This window comes from Bacillus sp. WC2507, assembly GCF_052656125.1.
On the sequence record NZ_JBQXPN010000001.1, the window covers coordinates 464,306 to 483,807 of the forward strand.

At 38.1% G+C, this 19,502-nt stretch carries 21 protein-coding genes and 3 pseudogenes; 23 read left to right on the forward strand and 1 reads right to left on the reverse strand.

Going from position 1 to position 19,502, the window contains the following annotated elements; all coding sequences use genetic code 11:
• Nucleotides 1-68: 68 nt before the first annotated feature.
• From ACUN28_RS02485 to ACUN28_RS02580, 20 genes and pseudogenes are all read left to right on the forward strand, one after another.
• A pseudogene (locus ACUN28_RS02485) lies at nt 69-395 on the forward strand (low molecular weight protein arginine phosphatase); the annotation flags it as partial.
• Between the two features lie 617 nt (nt 396-1,012).
• A pseudogene (locus tag ACUN28_RS02490) lies at nt 1,013-1,132 on the forward strand (zinc ribbon domain-containing protein); the annotation flags it as partial.
• 67 nt (nt 1,133-1,199) lie between these two features.
• Nucleotides 1,200-1,325 (forward strand): annotated as a pseudogene (locus ACUN28_RS02495) (low molecular weight protein arginine phosphatase); the annotation flags it as partial.
• A 96-nt stretch (nt 1,326-1,421) separates the two neighbouring features.
• Nucleotides 1,422-1,865 carry a ribose 5-phosphate isomerase B gene (rpiB, locus tag ACUN28_RS02500; RefSeq protein ID WP_016085473.1) on the forward strand — a complete coding sequence of 148 codons (444 nt, stop codon included), beginning with the start codon at nt 1,422-1,424 and terminating at the stop codon, nt 1,863-1,865.
• A 21-nt stretch (nt 1,866-1,886) separates the two neighbouring features.
• Complete coding sequence (locus ACUN28_RS02505; protein ID WP_016136088.1) at nt 1,887-2,504, forward strand: TIGR01440 family protein; 618 nt, start codon at nt 1,887-1,889, stop codon at nt 2,502-2,504.
• 228 nt (nt 2,505-2,732) lie between these two features.
• Complete coding sequence (glyA, locus tag ACUN28_RS02510; RefSeq protein WP_016085475.1) at nt 2,733-3,974, forward strand: serine hydroxymethyltransferase; 1,242 nt, start codon at nt 2,733-2,735, stop codon at nt 3,972-3,974.
• Nucleotides 3,975-4,247: 273 nt separating this feature from the next.
• On the forward strand, nt 4,248-4,877 hold the full coding sequence (upp, locus tag ACUN28_RS02515) for a uracil phosphoribosyltransferase (RefSeq protein WP_000517539.1): 630 nt from the start codon (nt 4,248-4,250) through the stop codon (nt 4,875-4,877).
• A 371-nt stretch (nt 4,878-5,248) separates the two neighbouring features.
• The gene (locus tag ACUN28_RS02520; protein ID WP_000232961.1) at nt 5,249-5,362 is read left to right on the forward strand and encodes a DUF4024 domain-containing protein; all 114 of its coding nucleotides are present in this window, start codon (nt 5,249-5,251) and stop codon (nt 5,360-5,362) included.
• Between the two features lie 26 nt (nt 5,363-5,388).
• Nucleotides 5,389-5,613, forward strand: coding sequence for an AtpZ/AtpI family protein (locus ACUN28_RS02525; RefSeq protein ID WP_001171223.1), 225 nt, complete (start codon nt 5,389-5,391; stop codon nt 5,611-5,613).
• Entirely contained in the window at nt 5,613-6,005 is a 393-nt protein-coding gene (locus ACUN28_RS02530) for an ATP synthase subunit I (protein ID WP_000567600.1), read from the forward strand. The genes ACUN28_RS02525 and ACUN28_RS02530 overlap by 1 nt, the downstream gene beginning before the upstream one ends.
• Nucleotides 6,006-6,012: 7 nt before the next feature.
• Nucleotides 6,013-6,732: a F0F1 ATP synthase subunit A gene (atpB, locus tag ACUN28_RS02535; RefSeq protein WP_016085476.1), complete on the forward strand. Its 720-nt coding sequence runs from the start codon at nt 6,013-6,015 to the stop codon at nt 6,730-6,732.
• 56 nt (nt 6,733-6,788) lie between these two features.
• Complete coding sequence (atpE, locus tag ACUN28_RS02540; protein ID WP_000052064.1) at nt 6,789-7,007, forward strand: F0F1 ATP synthase subunit C; 219 nt, start codon at nt 6,789-6,791, stop codon at nt 7,005-7,007.
• Nucleotides 7,008-7,136: 129 nt separating this feature from the next.
• Nucleotides 7,137-7,643 carry a F0F1 ATP synthase subunit B gene (gene atpF / locus ACUN28_RS02545; protein WP_001142618.1) on the forward strand — a complete coding sequence of 169 codons (507 nt, stop codon included), beginning with the start codon at nt 7,137-7,139 and terminating at the stop codon, nt 7,641-7,643.
• Complete coding sequence (atpH, locus tag ACUN28_RS02550) at nt 7,640-8,182, forward strand: F0F1 ATP synthase subunit delta (protein ID WP_016085477.1); 543 nt, start codon at nt 7,640-7,642, stop codon at nt 8,180-8,182. The genes atpF and atpH overlap by 4 nt, the downstream gene beginning before the upstream one ends.
• An 11-nt stretch (nt 8,183-8,193) precedes the next feature.
• A complete protein-coding gene (gene atpA / locus ACUN28_RS02555; RefSeq protein WP_000027521.1) occupies nt 8,194-9,702 on the forward strand; it encodes a F0F1 ATP synthase subunit alpha in 1,509 nt (502 codons plus the stop codon).
• A 214-nt stretch (nt 9,703-9,916) separates the two neighbouring features.
• Nucleotides 9,917-10,777, forward strand: a complete 861-nt coding sequence (gene atpG, locus ACUN28_RS02560; protein ID WP_016085478.1) for a F0F1 ATP synthase subunit gamma — start codon at nt 9,917-9,919, stop codon at nt 10,775-10,777.
• 118 nt (nt 10,778-10,895) lie between these two features.
• A complete protein-coding gene (gene atpD / locus ACUN28_RS02565) occupies nt 10,896-12,305 on the forward strand; it encodes a F0F1 ATP synthase subunit beta (RefSeq protein ID WP_016085479.1) in 1,410 nt (469 codons plus the stop codon).
• A gap of 20 nt (nt 12,306-12,325) precedes the next feature.
• On the forward strand, nt 12,326-12,727 hold the full coding sequence (gene atpC, locus ACUN28_RS02570) for a F0F1 ATP synthase subunit epsilon (protein WP_000847215.1): 402 nt from the start codon (nt 12,326-12,328) through the stop codon (nt 12,725-12,727).
• Nucleotides 12,728-12,858: 131 nt separating this feature from the next.
• Nucleotides 12,859-13,641, forward strand: coding sequence for a DUF975 family protein (locus ACUN28_RS02575; protein ID WP_016085480.1), 783 nt, complete (start codon nt 12,859-12,861; stop codon nt 13,639-13,641).
• Between the two features lie 47 nt (nt 13,642-13,688).
• Nucleotides 13,689-14,342 (forward strand): DUF975 family protein, encoded by a 654-nt coding sequence (locus ACUN28_RS02580; RefSeq protein ID WP_016085481.1) that lies wholly within the window; start codon nt 13,689-13,691, stop codon nt 14,340-14,342.
• 70 nt (nt 14,343-14,412) lie between these two features.
• Here ACUN28_RS02580 and ACUN28_RS02585 read toward each other — a convergent pair whose 3' ends face one another.
• Nucleotides 14,413-17,142 (reverse strand): putative bifunctional diguanylate cyclase/phosphodiesterase, encoded by a 2,730-nt coding sequence (locus tag ACUN28_RS02585; RefSeq protein WP_445423329.1) that lies wholly within the window; start codon nt 17,140-17,142, stop codon nt 14,413-14,415.
• Between the two features lie 289 nt (nt 17,143-17,431).
• Between ACUN28_RS02585 and nuoA the strand changes: the two genes are divergently transcribed.
• The 3 genes from nuoA to ACUN28_RS02600 are packed head-to-tail and all read left to right on the forward strand — an operon-like array spanning nt 17,432 to nt 19,499.
• Nucleotides 17,432-17,800 (forward strand): NADH-quinone oxidoreductase subunit NuoA, encoded by a 369-nt coding sequence (gene nuoA, locus ACUN28_RS02590; protein ID WP_445423330.1) that lies wholly within the window; start codon nt 17,432-17,434, stop codon nt 17,798-17,800.
• Nucleotides 17,791-18,309, forward strand: a complete 519-nt coding sequence (gene nuoB / locus ACUN28_RS02595; RefSeq protein WP_016085483.1) for an NADH-quinone oxidoreductase subunit NuoB — start codon at nt 17,791-17,793, stop codon at nt 18,307-18,309. The genes nuoA and nuoB overlap by 10 nt, the downstream gene beginning before the upstream one ends.
• Nucleotides 18,306-19,499 (forward strand): NADH-quinone oxidoreductase subunit C, encoded by a 1,194-nt coding sequence (locus tag ACUN28_RS02600; protein ID WP_016085484.1) that lies wholly within the window; start codon nt 18,306-18,308, stop codon nt 19,497-19,499. The genes nuoB and ACUN28_RS02600 overlap by 4 nt, the downstream gene beginning before the upstream one ends.
• Nucleotides 19,500-19,502: the final 3 nt, after the last annotated feature.

Here is a 19,502-nt window from a genome sequence, read left to right on the forward strand (position 1 = left end):
TTTCTTTTGTTCTATTCTTATGTACGCTATGATAAAGGAAAGGAAGCAGAGAAAAGAGGTGGGTTTAGATGAAACGAGTATTATTTGTTTGCACTGGAAATACATGCCGTAGTCCGATGGCTGAGGCGTTACTTCGTCATCATGGAAAAGGTAAGTTTGAAGTGCAATCTGCTGGTGTTTTCGCCTATCCTGGAAGTGATGCGTCGGTACATGCAAAGGAAGCTTTAGCGGAAAAGGGAATTGCAATCGATCATGCCGCGCAGCAGGTGAACGAAACCTTGATTGATTGGGCAGATATTATAGTAACAATGACGGAAAACCATAAGCAAATTGTACTTGGGCATTATCCGGGTGTTGAAAAGAAAGTAGATACATTATATGGAGTAACTGAGGGGTAACTAACTGTTACAATTTATTTAACCAATTATAATCAAAGTTAATTAAATATATCAGTAAGCCCTGCTAGTCAAGTGATTGGCTAGTAGTGAGGGTTAACTGCGGGCAATCCCTAAAGCTGATTGAACTACAACGTGGCTAGAAATAGCGAGCGTGAATGTCGCGAAAGCAGAAAAAATCAATCAGATGGTGCAAGGTTAAATCCTAAACACTAGAACAATGGGTCTTCCGCCTCGAATCATCTAAGTTAAAATGGATAAGATGAACGTTCAACGACTATCTCGTATAACTGACGAGAGTACACCACAAGCCTATGGTGGTGGAAAAATCCTCTATCTCTAAGGAGATAAACATATAGTCTGCGCTCATGTGAAAATATGAGAAGTTCATAAGAGAACTGGCTAAGGAATTGCGCCCTTAGTTGAACGAGATACATTTAATTAAATCTATCAAACCTCATCGAATCCATCGAACGTACGTGCCATGTTAGGTTCAACGAGGTAAGAATAATAATGAAATTTTTACGAGTTAGTCAAGTGTCAGAATTAACAGGTTTGCATCCGAGTAGTCTCAGGAGAATGCTGGTGGAACACGCTACTATTCAGAAGAACAAATCTTTCATTGTTTATCATACAAGTGCGAGAAGTATGGCATTGCGTATGTAAAAGCTGATAAATGGTTCGCCTCAAGCAAGATTTGTTCATGTTGCGGAGTGTTATACCCCTCGTCCCTTCGGGGTTGCGAGAACACGATGAAGCACTAACTCGTGTGAATTTGATTGAATTGTATAGATTTAGTTAAGTTTATCGTATCGGATAAGTAAGGATATTTCAGATCCATTTGGGGGCTCTCTCTATATTTATAAAGAAACGTTAGATGAGATGGAAAAACTTGTACAAACTTTACTGAAAAAACATTCAGAAGGTTGATGTTTCGTGTATAATACGATATTGGAGATCACTTCGTTCCATTAAGGTAGCGAGTGAGAAATGAAGATAATGGATTGAAACTTTGGAGGGGTAAAAATGAAAGTAGTAGTAGCATCTGATCACGGCGGTATGAATATCCGTAAAGAACTTGTAAGTTTATTAGAAGAGTTAAATATTGAATATATTGATTTAGGTTGTGAATGTGAAGCTGGTTCTGTTGATTACCCTGATTTTGCGTTTCCAGCAGCGGAAATGGTAGCAAATGGCGAAGTAGATCGTGGTATTTTAGTTTGTGGGACAGGCATCGGTATGTCAATTGCGGCAAACAAAGTAAATGGTATTCGTTGTGCGTTAGTTCATGATACTTTCAGTGCGAAAGCAACAAGAGAGCATAATGATACGAACATGCTAGCAATGGGCGAGCGTGTAATTGGTGCTGGTCTAGCACGTGACATCGCAAAAATTTGGTTAACAACTGACTATGAAGGTGGCCGTCACGAAAACCGCGTAGGAAAAATTAAAACATACGAAGCAAAGTAATAGATTCTAACTAGAAGCAGTATGAAATATAATTTGGTGAACCAACCTGTGAAAGGAAGAGGCGTAATGACAGAAATCGTAAAGGTAAGAGAACAGTTACAAATGTCGCTTTCTGATTTCCAAGAACAAGCTTCATTACAAAGTGGTCAAATTTTTGTAGTGGGGTGTAGTACGAGCGAAGTGCTAGGAGAAAGAATTGGAACATCAGGAACGATGGAAGTAGCAGAGGCGATTTTTTCTGAGTTAAAACAATTTCAAGAGCAAACAGGTATTGAGTTGGCGTTTCAATGTTGTGAGCATTTAAACCGTGCTTTAGTAGTTGAGAGAGAGTTGGCGATGAAATATCAATTTGAAGTTGTAACAGTTACGCCTGTTAGATCAGCAGGTGGTGCATTAGCAACATATGCTTATCACAATTTGAAAGATCCGGTAGTAATTGAGTTTATTAAAGCAGATGCAGGAATGGATATTGGCGATACATTTATCGGTATGCATTTAAAGCATGTAGCTGTTCCGGTTCGTACAAGTGTGAAGGAAATTGGAAGTGCGCATGTAACGATGGCAACAACACGTGGAAAACTAATTGGTGGAGCACGTGCTGTTTATGCGGCGAAGGAAGAGACTATCACTTGCCGTTAAAGTTTCATTGTATCCTACGAATAAGGTATGTTGTCTGACTTTATCATAGAAGAAAGAAAAGACCGATTTTCGGTCTTTTTTTTCTTTTATGATATAGAAAGTCATGTTAGAATGTAGTTGAAAACATGAAGGTTCGAAAGAATTACAACCTGAATTTTCGTTTTTTCTGAATAAATGAGAAAAAACTATTGGGAATCGATGTAATTCGTTCAGAAAAGGGGGATTTTGGTGGATCATTTAAAACGTCAAGATGAAAAGGTATTTGCTGCAATTGAGGCAGAACTAGGAAGACAGCGTTCAAAGATTGAGTTAATTGCTTCGGAAAACTTCGTAAGTGAATCAGTAATGGAGGCACAAGGTTCTGTTTTAACGAATAAGTATGCTGAAGGATATCCTGGAAAACGTTACTATGGTGGCTGTGAGCACGTAGACGTAGTGGAAGATATCGCACGTGATCGCGCGAAAGAAATTTTTGGTGCAGAGCATGTAAATGTTCAACCACATTCTGGTGCGCAAGCGAACATGGCAGTATACTTCACAATTTTAGAGCAAGGCGATACAGTACTTGGTATGAATTTATCCCATGGTGGTCACTTAACACACGGAAGCCCTGTTAACTTCAGTGGAGTACAATATAATTTCGTAGAATATGGCGTGGATGCCGAGTCTCACCGTATTAATTACGATGATGTATTAGCAAAAGCGAAAGAACATAAACCAAAATTAATCGTTGCAGGTGCAAGTGCATATCCTCGTGTTATCGATTTCAAACGATTCCGTGAGATTGCAGATGAAGTGGGTGCATACTTTATGGTTGATATGGCACATATCGCTGGTTTAGTAGCTGCTGGTTTACATCCAAACCCAGTACCGCATGCACATTTCGTTACAACGACAACACATAAAACATTACGTGGTCCACGTGGTGGTATGATTTTATGTGAAGAGCGATTTGCAAAACAAATTGATAAATCAATCTTCCCTGGTATTCAAGGCGGTCCACTTATGCACGTAATTGCTGCAAAAGCTGTTGCGTTTGGTGAGACACTACAAGATGAGTTTAAAACATATGCACAAAATATCATTAATAATGCGAATCGCTTAGCTGAAGGTCTTCAAAAAGAAGGACTTACACTTGTTTCTGGTGGAACAGACAATCATTTAATCTTAATTGATGTTCGTAACTTAGAAATTACAGGTAAAGTAGCAGAGCACGTATTAGATGAAGTTGGTATTACAGTGAACAAAAATACAATTCCATTTGAAACAGCAAGCCCATTTGTAACAAGCGGTGTACGTATCGGTACGGCAGCTGTAACATCTCGTGGTTTCGGTTTAGAAGAAATGGATGAAATTGCATCACTTATTGCTTACACATTAAAAAATCATGAAAATGAAGTTGCATTAGAAGAAGCACGTAAGCGTGTAGAAGCGTTAACGAGCAAATTCCCAATGTACACAGACCTATAATAAATGGAAGAAGACTGCTGAGACGTAATTGTTTTGGCAGTCTTTTTTTTTGGACATATATTGTTCTTTAAGTATGTATACAAATGATGAATAAATTTTGGCGATATAATGAAGGATACAGCTCCCATAATTGGTAAAGATACTAGATAGATTCATCGTAAAATCATGATTTTGCCAAATTTGCCCTTGAATATTAGTAGCGTTTTCTTTACAATCGTAAATAGTGTAAAAAAGCGTGTAAACGCATGAATATCATCTAAAGGAGAGATTCACATGGGAAAACTGTATGTATTTGATCACCCGTTAATTCAACATAAGATTACATATATTCGCGATAAGAATACAGGTACGAAAGATTTTCGTGAATTAGTGGACGAAGTAGCAAGCTTAATGGCTTTCGAAATTACTCGCGATCTTCCACTTAAAGACATTGAAATTGAAACACCTGTAAGCAAAGCGACAACAAAAGTGATCGCTGGTAAAAAACTTGGTTTAATTCCGATTTTACGTGCAGGTTTAGGAATGGTTGATGGAATTCTGAAATTAATTCCAGCAGCAAAAGTAGGACACGTTGGTTTATACCGTGACCCTAAAACATTGCAACCGGTAGAATACTATGTGAAACTTCCAACGGATGTAGAAGAACGTGACTTTATCGTACTAGATCCGATGCTAGCAACAGGTGGTTCTGCAGCTGAAGCAATTAACTCTCTGAAAAAGCGCGGTGCAAAACAAATTAAATTAATGTGTATCGTTGCAGCTCCAGAAGGAGTAAAAGTAGTACAAGAAGAACATCCTGATGTTGATATTTATGTAGCAGCATTAGATGAGAAATTAAATGACCACGGATATGTAGTACCAGGTCTTGGTGATGCTGGTGACCGTTTATTCGGAACGAAGTAAGACAACTGACGAGAGGGATTCCCCTCTCGTTTTTTTATGTCTCGATTAGGTAGGGGAGGGGGGATAAATATACATAGTATATACAACATAAGTTGCATACACTTCACATATAATATAGAAGTCTTACGTCTAAAGAGCACTATATTATGGAAGGAAAGCGTTATATCTTAAAAATATAATAGTGACAAACTTGTGAACATTCTCTTCTATTATAAAGAGAAAACTGTTAGAAATTGCATATCTCTAACCAGTATTTAGAAGGGGAACGTTTTCATTTTTGGGAGGAAATGACTAATACTCAAATTTTTTGATTTTTTACGATTTCTCGTTGACACTGTTAATACCCTATTGTATGCTAACAACGGGGATAGATGGTAGGGCTTTCAGTGACAAAAATACATCTATTCCGTGACGAAAATGTAAACTTTTTATTTTGTATAGGATTTATGCAGAAAAATGAGTTATTATTAACACATCGTGAATGAGGGTTACATATTGGAGGGATGAATCCTTGCAAAAAAACGATCGCAGCCATATAAAAGCTTATGCTTTAATGTCAGGTATTCTTGCTCAGTTAGTCGGTTCTATTCTTGTTGGAATCTTTGGTGGGCAGTGGATTGATAATAAGGTTGGAACGTTTCCATTGTTTCTTATTATAGGGTTATTACTTGGATTAGGAACAGGGGTATACGCAATGATTCGACTCATTCGACATTACTATTCGGGAGAGCAATGATGATAGACGTACATGGACTTGTCCAAAGACAAAAGAAATATATGTACTACTTGCTTGCGCTTCTAGTACTAGGATGGGGATTCACCTCTTACAAGGATGTGTTTCTTGGGCTGATTATCGGAACGATTTTCAGTTTTCTTAGTTTGCGCATCATTGCACGTAGAACAGACAAGCTGTTGGATCGCGTAACAAATGGAGAAAACGTGAAGTTTAAAGCAACAGCGGTAAGTACATATTCGAGATTCGCCACGATTGGGTTATTAATTTTATTTGCAGCCAAATATCAAGAGTTAATTGCGATGTGGGGCTTAGGTGTGGGATTGCTGACAGGATACCTTGTCATGATCATAGATTTTCTTTATTTAGAGTATAAGAGCAGGGAAGAGAGGTGAATTACTAGTGGAACACGGTAGATTAGTTGAATTTCTAGGTTTAACGTTCGATTTGTCATCAGTTATGATGGTTACTGTAGCAGCAGTTATTGTTTTCTTAATCGCTGTTATCGGAACTCGCAGCTTAGCTCTTCGCCCAACAGGAATGCAAAATTTCATGGAATGGGTGTTTGACTTCGTGAAAGGGATTATCAATAGTACGATGGACTGGAAAACAGGTGGACGTTTCTTAACGCTTGGCGTTACGCTTATCATGTTTATCATCGTATCGAACTTCCTTGGTTTACCATTCATGTATTCAACAGTTGAGGCTGGCGAACATATTGCATGGTGGAGATCACCAACGTCTGATCCAGCAGTTACATTAACATTAGCCGTGATGGTAGTTACCCTCACCCATTATTATGGAATTAAGATGAAGGGTACGAAAGAATACGTTAAAGGTTATTTCCAACCGATGAAATTCTTATTCCCATTAAAGGTTATTGAGGAGTTTGCTAACACATTAACGTTAGGTCTTCGTTTATTCGGTAACATTTATGCAGGTGAGATTTTATTAGGATTACTTGCTAAGTTAGGCGGGGCATCATTCCTTGGAGCATTGGGTGCGCTTGTACCAATGTTAGCATGGATGGGATTCAGCGTATTCGTTGGATCAATCCAGTCATTTATTTTCGTTATGTTAACGATGGTTTATATGGCTCATAAAGTCAGTCATGACCATTAATATAATTTAAGTAAGAAAAAAATTATTTTTTTATAATACAAAGGAGGACAAATTAAATGAGTTTAGGTGTAATCGCAGCTGCAATTGCAATTGGTTTATCAGCATTAGGTGCAGGTATTGGTAACGGTCTTATCGTATCACGTACAATCGAAGGTGTTGCTCGTCAACCAGAATTAAAAGGCGCACTTCAAACAATTATGTTCATCGGGGTTGCTTTAGTTGAGGCACTTCCAATCATCGGTGTAGTTATTGCTTTCATCGTAATGAACAAATAAGGGAGACTCCCCTTACATAGATGGCGAAGAGTGTTTTTCCGAACTTTCTTCGCCATTGCTTTATGAATGAAACGTATGTCTTTTTTTTTCATATGATCAATTTAGATATTTTGAAGGGAGTGAATCCTTGTGCCAACTTTATTATTAGGGGCTGCCATTCCATTTGGAACGATTGCTTATACATTGTTCATTTTCTTACTTCTATTAGTAATGCTACGCAAATTTGCGTGGGGTCCTTTAATGGGAATTATGAAAGAACGTGAAGAGCATGTTACTAATGAAATCGACGCTGCAGAAAGAAGTAACGCTGAAGCGAAGAAGTTAGTAGAAGAACAACGTGAAATGTTAAAACAATCACGTGTTGAAGCACAAGAGTTAATCGAAAGAGCGAAAAAACAAGCTGTAGATCAAAAAGATGTTATTGTTGCTGCTGCGAAAGAAGAAGCAGAATCAATTAAAGCATCTGCTGTACAAGAAATTCAACGCGAAAAAGAGCAAGCGATTGCTGCTTTACAAGAACAAGTTGCTTCTTTATCTGTTCAAATTGCTTCTAAAGTAATTGAAAAAGAATTAAAAGAAGAAGATCAAGTGAAGTTAATTCGCGATTATATTAAAGAAGTAGGAGAAGCGCGATGAGCAATGGGATTGTAGCAAAACGTTATGCTGTCGCTCTTTTTAAAATTGCTAAAGAAAAACACGTATTAGAAATGTTTGAAGAGGAATTACGCCTTGTACAAAACGTTTATGTAAAGAACGGAGAACTACATAGCTTTTTAACGCAACCGAACATTTCAAAGGAACAAAAGAAAACGTTTCTTGCAAACGTATTCGGATCTGTTTCTGAATCTATTTTAAATACGTTATATATTTTAATTGATAACAAACGCATTGATATTTTACCTGAAATTGCAGATGAATATGTTGTTCTTGCTAATGAAGAACGTAACGTAGCGGACGCAACTGTATATTCTACTCGTCTTCTATCAGAAGAAGAGAAGCTTAACATTGCAGAAGCATTTGCAAAGAGAACGGGAAGAGATGCAATTCGCGTGAAAAATGTTGTAGATGAAGATTTACTAGGCGGCATTAAAGTACGTATTGGAAATCGCATTTATGACGGAAGTTTACAAGGCAAATTAGCACGTATTCAACGTGAATTAATGAAGAATAGATAGGGGTGAAGCACATGAGCATCAGAGCTGAGGAAATTAGCGCACTGATAAAGCAACAAATCGAGAACTATCAGTCTGAAATCGAAGTTAGTGATGTTGGTACAGTTATCCAAGTTGGTGACGGTATCGCGCGTGCTCATGGTCTTGATAACGTTATGGCTGGTGAACTTGTAGAGTTCTCTAACGGCGTTATGGGACTAGCACAAAACTTAGAAGAAAACAACGTAGGTATTATTATCTTAGGACCTTACACAGAAATCCGTGAAGGTGACGAAGTTCGTCGTACTGGTCGCATCATGCAAGTACCAGTAGGAAAAGAACTAATCGGTCGTGTTGTAAACCCATTAGGTCAACCAGTTGATGGTTTAGGCCCAATCAATACAACAAACACTCGTCCAATCGAAAGTCCAGCACCAGGTGTAATGGATCGTAAATCTGTTCATGAACCACTTCAAACAGGTATTAAAGCGATCGATGCTCTTGTACCAATTGGCCGTGGACAACGTGAGTTAATCATCGGTGACCGCCAAACAGGTAAAACAGCAGTTGCACTTGATACAATCATTAACCAAAAAGATGAAGATATGATTTGTATCTATGTAGCTATCGGACAAAAAGAATCAACTGTACGTAACGTAGTAGAAACACTACGTAAGCACGGTGCATTAGAGTACACAATCGTTGTAACTGCATCTGCTTCTCAACCAGCTCCATTATTATACTTAGCTCCTTATGCTGGTGTAACAATGGGTGAAGAGTTCATGTACAATGGTAAACACGTATTAGTAGTATATGATGACTTATCAAAACAAGCAGCGGCTTACCGTGAGCTGTCATTACTATTACGTCGTCCTCCAGGTCGTGAAGCTTATCCAGGGGATGTATTCTACTTACATTCTCGCTTATTAGAGCGTGCAGCAAAATTAAGTGATGCAAGAGGCGGCGGTTCTTTAACTGCACTACCTTTCATCGAAACACAAGCAGGGGACGTATCAGCATACATCCCAACAAACGTAATCTCTATTACGGATGGACAAATCTTCTTACAATCTGACCTATTCTTCTCTGGCGTACGTCCAGCGATCGATGCGGGTACTTCTGTATCTCGTGTTGGTGGATCTGCTCAGATTAAAGCGATGAGTAAAGTATCAGGTACACTTCGTCTTGACCTTGCATCTTACCGTGAGTTAGAAGCGTTCGCTCAGTTCGGTTCTGACCTTGATAAAGCAACTCAAGCGAAACTAAACCGTGGTGCTCGTACTGTTGAGGTATTAAAACAAGGATTACACAAACCGTTACGTGTAGAGAAACAAGTTATCATTCTTTACGCTTTAACACGTGGATTCCTAGATGATATCCCAGTAGTAGATATCACTCGTTTCGAAGAAGAATTCCATGCTTGGTTAGATTCTAATGCGACTGACTTATTAGAAGAAATCCGCACAACTAAGAAACTTGCGGATGACGACAAATTTGCAGCAGCAATTAACGGATTTAAAAAAGTATTCGTAGCTTCTGAGTAATAAATAAAAGCTCCAGGGGCTCGTTCAAGCCGCTGGAGTTAGATAATATATAAAGGCATCTCAATTTTTGAGATTGCTGACGGTTATGTAAAGGAAAAGAGTAGGTGCACCCATTCTTTTCCTTCAATCATGAGCAAGAATATCTTGCAACGTAGATTAGGAAGAGGATTCTTACTAATCGTGCCAACTTCCGGAAAAAAGGTGGTGAAAACCTGTGGCATCTTTACGCGATATAAAAGCGAAGATTACCTCGACAAAGAAAACGAGTCAAATTACGAAAGCGATGGAGATGGTATCTGCATCTAAGTTAAACCGTGCAGAGCAAAATGCTAAATCTTTCGTTCCGTATATGGAAAAGATTCAAGAAGTAGTAGCGAGCATTGCGCAAGGAAGCAAAGGAATTAATCATCCAATGCTAAATGCGCGTCCTGTAAAGCGTACAGGATACATCGTTATTACATCGGATCGCGGACTAGCAGGTGGTTATAACAGTAACGTATTACGTACAGTTAGTAACGTAATTCGTGAACGTCATAATATGGATTCAAACCAATATTCTATTATTGTGCTTGGACGACTAGGACGTGATTATTTAAAACGTCGCGGCTTTAACATCATTGATGAAGTAGTTGGACTATCTGACCATCCATCATTTACTGATATTAAAGATCTTGCTTCTCGAGCAATTGCGATGTTTGCAGATGGAGCTTATGATGAGCTGTATATTTACTACAACCACTATGTAAGTAAAATTTCACAAGAAGTAACGGAAAATAAAATTTTACCGCTTACTGATGTGGCGTCTGATAAAAAGACGACAGCTTATGAATTCGAACCTTCTGAAGAAGAAATTTTAAAAGTACTATTGCCACAATACGCAGAAAGCTTAGTGTACGGTGCATTACTAGACGGTAAAGCAAGTGAACACGCAGCGCGTATGACAGCAATGAAGAGTGCTACAGACAACGCAATGGAAGTTATCGATTCACTTACACTTTCATTCAACCGTGCGCGTCAAGCAGCGATTACGCAAGAGATTACGGAAATCGTTGGTGGAGCAGCAGCGTTAGAATAGTATTAAAAAGCGTAGGCGGCTCTTTCAAAAGAGTCGCGTAAGCATAAACCAATAAAAAATTAAAAGCTAACTGCTCGTAGCGAGTTGGCTAATTAAAAGAAAGCTAGGAGGGAACCCGATGAATAAAGGGCGCGTTACGCAAATCATGGGTCCGGTTGTAGACGTTAAGTTTGATGGCGGAAAGCTACCAGAAATCTACAACGCCCTTACGGTAAAACAAAGCAACGAAAACGGAGCAAGCATTAACTTAACATTTGAAGTTGCACTTCATTTAGGTGATGATACAGTTCGTACAGTTGCAATGTCTTCCACAGATGGACTTGTTCGTGGCACAGAAGTAGAAGATACTGGTAAAGCAATCTCTGTACCAGTTGGTGATGTAACACTTGGTCGCGTATTTAACGTATTAGGTGATGCAATTGACTTAGATGGTGAAGTTCCAGCCGATGTACATCGTGATCCAATTCACCGTCAAGCACCTGCATTCGAAGAATTATCTACTAAAGTAGAAATTCTTGAAACTGGTATTAAAGTAGTAGACTTACTTGCTCCTTACATCAAGGGTGGTAAGATCGGTCTATTCGGCGGTGCCGGCGTAGGTAAAACGGTATTAATTCAGGAATTAATTAACAACATCGCACAAGAACACGGTGGTATCTCTGTATTCGCTGGTGTAGGTGAGCGTACTCGTGAGGGTAATGACTTATACCACGAAATGAGCGATTCTGGCGTAATTAAGAAAACTGCGATGGTATTCGGACAAATGAACGAGCCACCTGGAGCACGTCAACGTGTTGCATTAACAGGTTTAACAATGGCTGAACATTTCCGTGATGAGCAAGGACAAGACGTACTATTGTTCATCGATAACATCTTCCGTTTCACGCAAGCAGGTTCTGAAGTATCTGCCCTTCTTGGTCGTATGCCATCTGCGGTAGGTTACCAACCAACTCTTGCGACAGAAATGGGTCAATTACAAGAGCGTATTACATCTACAAATAAAGGGTCTATCACGTCTATCCAAGCGGTATATGTACCAGCCGATGACTATACGGATCCAGCACCAGCTACAACGTTCGCTCACTTAGATGCAACAACAAACTTAGAGCGTCGTTTAACACAAATGGGTATTTACCCAGCCGTAGATCCATTAGCATCTACATCTCGTGCACTTTCTCCAGAAATCGTAGGAGAAGAGCATTATGAAGTAGCTCGTCAAGTACAGCAAACTTTACAGCGTTATAAAGAGCTTCAAGACATCATCGCTATCTTAGGTATGGATGAGTTATCTGAAGAAGATAAGTTAGTTGTACATCGTGCTCGTCGTATTCAATTCTTCTTATCTCAAAACTTCCACGTAGCTGAGCAGTTTACAGGTCAAAAAGGTTCTTACGTACCTGTAAAAAATACAGTTAGTGGTTTCAAAGAAATTCTAGAAGGAAAATATGATGACCTTCCAGAAGATGCATTCCGCTTAGTTGGTGGCATTGAAGAAGTTATTGAAAACGCGAAGAAAATGATGGCGTAAGGCCTTAGGAGGGACGAAGTATGAAGACATTTCCAGTCAGTATTGTAACTCCTGATGGACCGGTTTACGAAAAAGAAGTAGAAATGGTAAGCGTAAAAGCAGAGAGTGGGGAAATGGGGATCTTACCGGGTCACATTCCAACTGTTGCACCATTAAAAATTAGTGCAGTTCGTCTGAAAAATGGTGGGCACACTGATTATGTAGCAGTAAGCGGTGGCTTTATCGAAGTTCGTCCAGATAAAGTAACTGTATTATCATCATCTGCTGAAGAAGCAAACCATATCGACATCCATCGTGCAAATGAAGCGAAGCGTCGTGCTGAGCAACGTATGCAAGATAAACAAGCACATGTTGACTTTAGACGTGCAGAAATGGCCTTACAGCGTGCTGTGAACCGTTTAAACGTTTCCGATATGAAATAAAAAAATCCGTAAAGGCTTTGCCTTTACGGATTTTTTTATGTAATTCATGGATAATTTTACAAAAATGGTATAATTATATTGATGCTTGTATAAGTAGAGAATGTACAACAATTAATAAAGGGGATGAATAAATGATTGGTGAAATGAAACGAGAAGCGTTGCACTCTTTAAAGGGAAAATGGGGGCTAGGAGTCGGATCAACGATTTTATATTTTATTTTAAGTTATGTTGTTTCAATGGCTGCAATGCTTATACTTTTAATTCCAGGAATTATTATATTTTTCTTATTTGCTGGTTTAACAGGATCAATTGAAGAGGAAGCGATGTCAATCGGAGCAGGTATTACATTTGGGATTTTTTATTGCATTATGATAATTTTAAGTAATGCATCGTATGGAATTACATCATACGGTTATATAAATGTATTTCTACAGATTAGTAAACGAGAAGGTGCTAAAGTAGATCACTTATTCGAAGGGTTTCGTGGTTTTAAAAGAATGATGAAAACGATGTGGGCGATGCTTGCAATTTTATTATATACAGGTACATGGATTCCAATGTTGCTAGTAGCCTTATTCGCATTTTTGGGTGAAGAAGGAAATACGTCGTTTACTATCGCCTTCTTTGTACTAGTAGCTATTTCAATCGTTGTTATGATTGTGATGTATTTTTCTTATGCGATGACGTACTATGTAATGGTTGAAAATCCAGAGTATAGTGTGTCACAAGCAATGAAAGAAAGTAAGCGTCTTATGAAGGGACATAAATTAGATTTGTTTCTTTTATGGCTTAGTTTTATAGGATGGGGTATTTTAGCGATTTTAACACTTGGAATAGGTTTTCTTTGGCTTAGCCCGTATATGAGTACAACGACAGCGCATTTTTATCGCTATCTTTCAAAAGATGAATTGTAGTAGGAACATGCTATACTAATAGAGTTATTGTGTATAGGAGGCTACGTATGATTGGTGATTTAAAAGGAGAAGCATTAGATTCATTAGAAGGGAAATGGGGATTAGCTGTCGGGGCAACATTACTCATTTCAATTCTTATCACGATTTTTAGTTTTAGTATTGAGTGGGGATTTTCTACAATGATTGGTGGAAAAGAAACAAGTGGTTCACTTTCAATGAATATCCTTACAGTTTTTGTTACGGGACCGTTAACTTTAGGTGGATATTATCTTGCTTTAAATATTCTTCGTGAAAAGCAAGCTAGTATCGGTAATATATTCATTTGGTTTTCAGAGGGAAAAAGATTTCTAAAATCATTTTTATTATATTTATTAGTAAATCTTTATCTTTTCTTATGGATGTTACTATTTATTATCCCAGGCATTATTAAATCATTTTCTTATGCGATGACGTACTTTATTATAAACGACCATCCTGAGTATTCACTGAACCAAGCTATTACAGAAAGCCGTCGTATGATGGATGGACATAAGATGGAGTATTTCATTTTATGTTTAAGCTTTATTGGTTGGTTTATATTAAGTTGTATTACATTAGGGATTGGATTCCTATGGTTAATTCCATATTTTTATACGACGTCAGCAGCTTTTTATGAAGAGGTTGCAGAGGAATATTACGAGAAAACAATTCCGACACTATAAAGTGGGGCATCTCACGTTGATGACTAGTTTTACTGTCAGCAAATAGTATGATAAAAACACCGAGTATGAGCTATTGGTTCATACTCGGTGTTTTTTGTAGGAATTTTATAAATTGATGACTAGTAAGTGGTTTACTGAAATAATAACCTTGCATGTATTTACAGTTGTTCTTTTGTAGAAACTTAAGTTGTTTTTCTGTTTCAATTCCTTCAGCAACGACAGAAAGGTTTAAAGCATTTGCAAGGGAAAGGATAGTGGAAACGATGGCTCTTTCTTCAGGCCGATGATCGGCTAGTTGTGTAAATTCTCTCGGTACTTTTAATGTATCGATAGGGAAAAGTGATAAATAAGCGAGAGAAGAATAGCCGGTACCGAAGTCATCAATGGACGTTTGAATACCATATTCTTTTAGTTGCTTTAGCCTGGATAATGTTTCTTTTTCATTGATCATCGCAATTCGTTCTGTTAACTCAAGTGTTACATACTTTGGATCAACTTTAACATCTGTTAGTATTTGTGAAATGTTCTCGATTAAATGCTCTTGCTGGAATTCTTTTGCTGATAAGTTAACACTTATTTTTAAATCTTGGTAGCCAAAAGTATGCCATATTTTTAACTGAAGACAAGATTCTTTTAATACCCAACGACCGAGTGGAACGACTTGTGGCGTCTCTTCTACAATTGGAATGAACTCACATGGTGGTATTTCACCTAGGAGCGGGTGTTTCCAGCGTATTAATGCTTCAGCACCAATAATCTTTTTCGTTGTAATATCAATTTGTGGTTGATAGACGAGATAAAATTCTTTGTTTACTAAAGCGAGTGGTAAATCTTTTTCAATTCGAGCTTTTCGTTCCATTTTTTTATACAATTCTTTCGTGTACAGAGAGCTACCGTTTTTTCCTTTATTTTTTGCTTCGTACATGGCCATATCAGCATGCTGCAAGATTGATAATGGATCTTCACCTGCTTCAGGATAGATTGCAATCCCGATGCTCGGTGAGATTTGTAAATGTTGATTTTCGATTTCGAATGGTTCGTTCATGGCCGCTACAATCGTATCAGCTATTTTTTTAACATCTGGCCTTTTTTTATAATTTTCGATAAGGATTGTGAACTCATCCCCAGCTAATCGGGCAAGCTTCATATTTGGTGTCGATATATCTTCGAGTCTTTTTGCTACTGCAATTAATAGAAGGTCTCCTACCCTATGACCGAGAGTATCATTAATAACTTTAAAACGGTCTAGGTCGAGAAACATAACAGCAAAAGGCCTTTTTGATATTTCAGATCGAGCAATTGCTTGTTCTACATATTGATGAAATGCACGGCGATTTGCAAGCTCTGTTAAAGTATCACGATAGGCTAGGAAATTAATTTGCTCTTGTTGTTGTTTACTTTCCGTAATATCTTTAATCATTAAATAAACACCAGAAATATGATCCTTTAAAAAGATAGGAACAGCGGTAACATGCAAGTAGTAAATATCTCTGTTCTTATGATACGCCCGTACTTCTAAAGAAATAGATTTCCCCTTTTTTACATGACGAAAGGCATTAATGATGTCTTCCAAATCTTCTTCATACGTAAGTGAATAGTATGGTTGCTTTAATAATTCATTCGTTTGATAACCGAGTAAAGTAGTACCAGCGTTGTTCACGTTGAGAAAATTACCATACAAGTCTAATGTGAAAATTGGATCTGGATGATGCTCGTATAAAGATTTAAACATTTGTTGGTTATGATATAGTTCATTTTTTTGTTCTACTAAATCTTCTGTACGTAGTTCGATTTGTTTCTCGAGTTCTAAGTTGAATTGCATTTGGGCTAGTAATAATATTTTATTTTGTTTTCGAACTAAACTATGGCGTATGAGAACGAAGGAGAAAGTTATCATAAGCCCGATTACTACAATAGGTGCAAAAACGTATTCAACTAATATAAAAACAATAAGCATGACTACAGAAATATAAGGTAATGACAATCTGATCGATTCCCCAAGTTTAGGTGTTAATAGTACTTGCTCTTGTTTTTCAGGTTCTTTTGTATGCTGAATACAGGCGATTGCTACTAGTACTAAAGTTACTTGATAGAGAGGGGTAACTGTAAACATAGAATACTCTGGTGTGAAGTATTTGATATAAGCATAAATCGCATCAGTAGTAGCATATAAAATTAAAGCACTGCCAAGAAGTGCACCAACTTTTTTAGGTAATAAGGATAATGGCTTGAATAACAGATTGATTCCTATGAGAAGAAAGAGTAAATCAGCCATTGGATAGGTAAGTTGAACAAATATGTCGATATAGGATGTTGAAGAAACGTGAATCGTTCGTTCAATAAGTAAGTAGTAACTTAAAGTAAATTGTGCTGTAACAATAATACAAATATCACATATCATAAAAAGCTTTTCTAATAAATCTCGGTTATAAATGATCTCATATAGAAAGGCCAATGCAAAGCTAATTAAAAAAAGTAGGTAAAAAAAGTCGGACGGATCAACGAATGTATAGTAGTCCTTTAAAATTAAACGTTGATAGGCAACGACTATATCACCAATGAAATAAGAGAGGGTTCCAACAGACAATATGGTCCAAAATAAACGAGGTAACCCTTCTTTCCTATTTGAAAAATAAAGTATATAACTACAAGCGATAATATCAATGAATAGGGTACTCATTCCAATTAATATTTGAAAAGGAAATGAGTATTCATATAGAAAAGGCATTGCCACGTAATGAATTGCTATAGACAACAATATAATGCTTATAAGAATAGTTACATGTGTTTGTTTTTTCATTTATCTCACCCACTGTATATACATATAAATTCCTCTTTTTATTTTTTATAGTTTCTTGAAACATATATATAATTTCTATACTTATTTTGCACAGGTATAGCGAGTTGTAAAAATAGATTTTAATAATTCTCGTTTCTGTCCCCAACATATCGACATAGGAATTTGAAGTTTGTTATAATAGTTAAAATAGTTGCATTATTTAGAAAAATTTAAAAATAATAATTGCTGCAACTAGGACATATTGTTTACTAAGTGAACTTGTTCTTAATTCAGGGGGGAGGGTTTCACAATGGCAAGTGTATATGAAAATAGTTATATGATCGTTTTGATTTTCTTGCTATTAGGCATATTGCTGCCGGTAGTGGCTCTTACATTAGGAAGGATGCTGCGCCCAAACAAACCAAGTGCAGCGAAAGCGACGACGTATGAGAGTGGGATTGAGCCTTTTCATGATGCGAATATTCGGTTTCATGCTCGTTATTATATTTTTGCTTTATTGTTTGTCATCTTTGATGTAGAAACTTTATTTTTATATCCATGGGCTGTTGCATATGACAAGCTCGGTTTATTTGCACTTATTGAAATGCTCATCTTTGCTGTAATGTTGCTAGTTGGATTAGCGTATGCTTGGAAAAAGAAGGTGTTACAATGGTTATAAATTTTGAGGAATTACATCCAAATGAGCGAGCGAAATTAGAACGAAATATCTTTTTTTCTACATTGGAGCAGTTAAAAGGATGGGCACGGAGCAATTCTTTATGGCCGATGACATTCGGACTAGCATGCTGTGCAATTGAAATGATGGGAGTAGGTTCATCACATTATGATTTAGATCGATTTGGGTCATTTTTTCGGACTTCACCAAGGCAATCGGACGTTATGATTGTGTCGGGAACGGTAACGAAGAAGATGGCTCCTATTGTTCGGCGTTTATACGATCAAATGCCTGAACCAAAATGGGTTATTGCAATGGGATCCTGTGCGACAGCAGGTGGCCCATATGTAAATTCATACGCTGTTGTGAAAGGTGTGGATCAAATTGTACCAGTTGATGTGTATATCCCTGGTTGCCCACCAAATCCCGCTGCTTTAATTTATGGAATTAATAAATTGAAAGAAAAAATTCGTTACGAGGCAAAGACGGGAAAGCAGGTGACGAATAAATGAGTGATCCAAACAAAGACTTAGAGGATTTGAAAAGAGAAGCAGCTAGGCGTGCGAAAGAAGAGGCGAGAAAGCGTCTTGTTGCGAAACATGATGCAGAAATAAGTAAACTTGAGGAAGAAAATCGGGAAAAAGAGAAAGCGCTACCAAAAAATGACGATATGACTGTAGAAGAAGCAAAACGACGTGCAGCAGCGGCCGCAAAAGCGAAAGCCGCGGCGTTAGCGAAACAAAAAAGAGAAGGAACAGAAGAGGTACCGGAAGAAGAAAAGGCCAAAGCGAAGGCAGCAGCGGCAGCGCTAGCGAAGCAAAAAAGAGAAGGAACAGAAGAAGTAACGGAAGAAGAAAAGGACAAAGCAAAAGCGGCGGCGTTAGCGAAGCAAAAAAGAGAAGGAATAGAAGAGATACCGGAAGAAGAAAAGGCCAAAGCCAAAGCAAAGGCGGCAGCGGCCGCGTTAGCGAAACAAAAAAGAGAAGGAACAGAAGAGGTACCGGAAGAAGAAAAGGCCAAAGCGAAGGCAAAGGCAGTGGCGGCTGCAAAAGCGAAAGCCGCGGCGTTAGCGAAGCAGAAGGCTTCGCAAGGTGATGGGGATTCGGGAGATGAAAAGGCGAAAGCAATTGCAGTAGCTAAGGCGAAAGCGGCTGTGGCAGCAAGGGCGAAGACAAAGGGCGCTGAAGGTAAAGCGGAAGAGGAGCCGAAGCAGGAAGAGCCATCCATGAATCAGCCGTATTTAAATCAGTATGTTGAAGTTATTAAGGAAAACATAGGAGAGGATGCATTAGTAGATTCCTATATTAATAAACTTTCAAAAGATGTGCCAACTCTTGTGGCGGAGCCCTCAAAATATTATGAAGTAATGGAGTTACTGCGATTCCATGAGGGACTTGCTTTTGATTATATGTCAGAGCTACATGCGACGGATTTTGTGACACATATGGAAGTGTATGTTCATTTATTTTCATATGGAAAGAAACAGTCAGTAGCGGTGAAAGTGAAGCTGGATAGGGAAGAACCGCAAGTAGAATCGGTGACAGCGCTTTGGAAAGGCGCGGACTGGCCAGAGCGAGAAGCGTATGATTTGCTGGGCATTGTATTTAAGGGGCATCCGAATTTATCACGTATTTTAATGCCGGACGATTGGATAGGGCATCCGCTTAGGAAAGATTATGAACCGTATGATGTGGAGGTGTAGCTT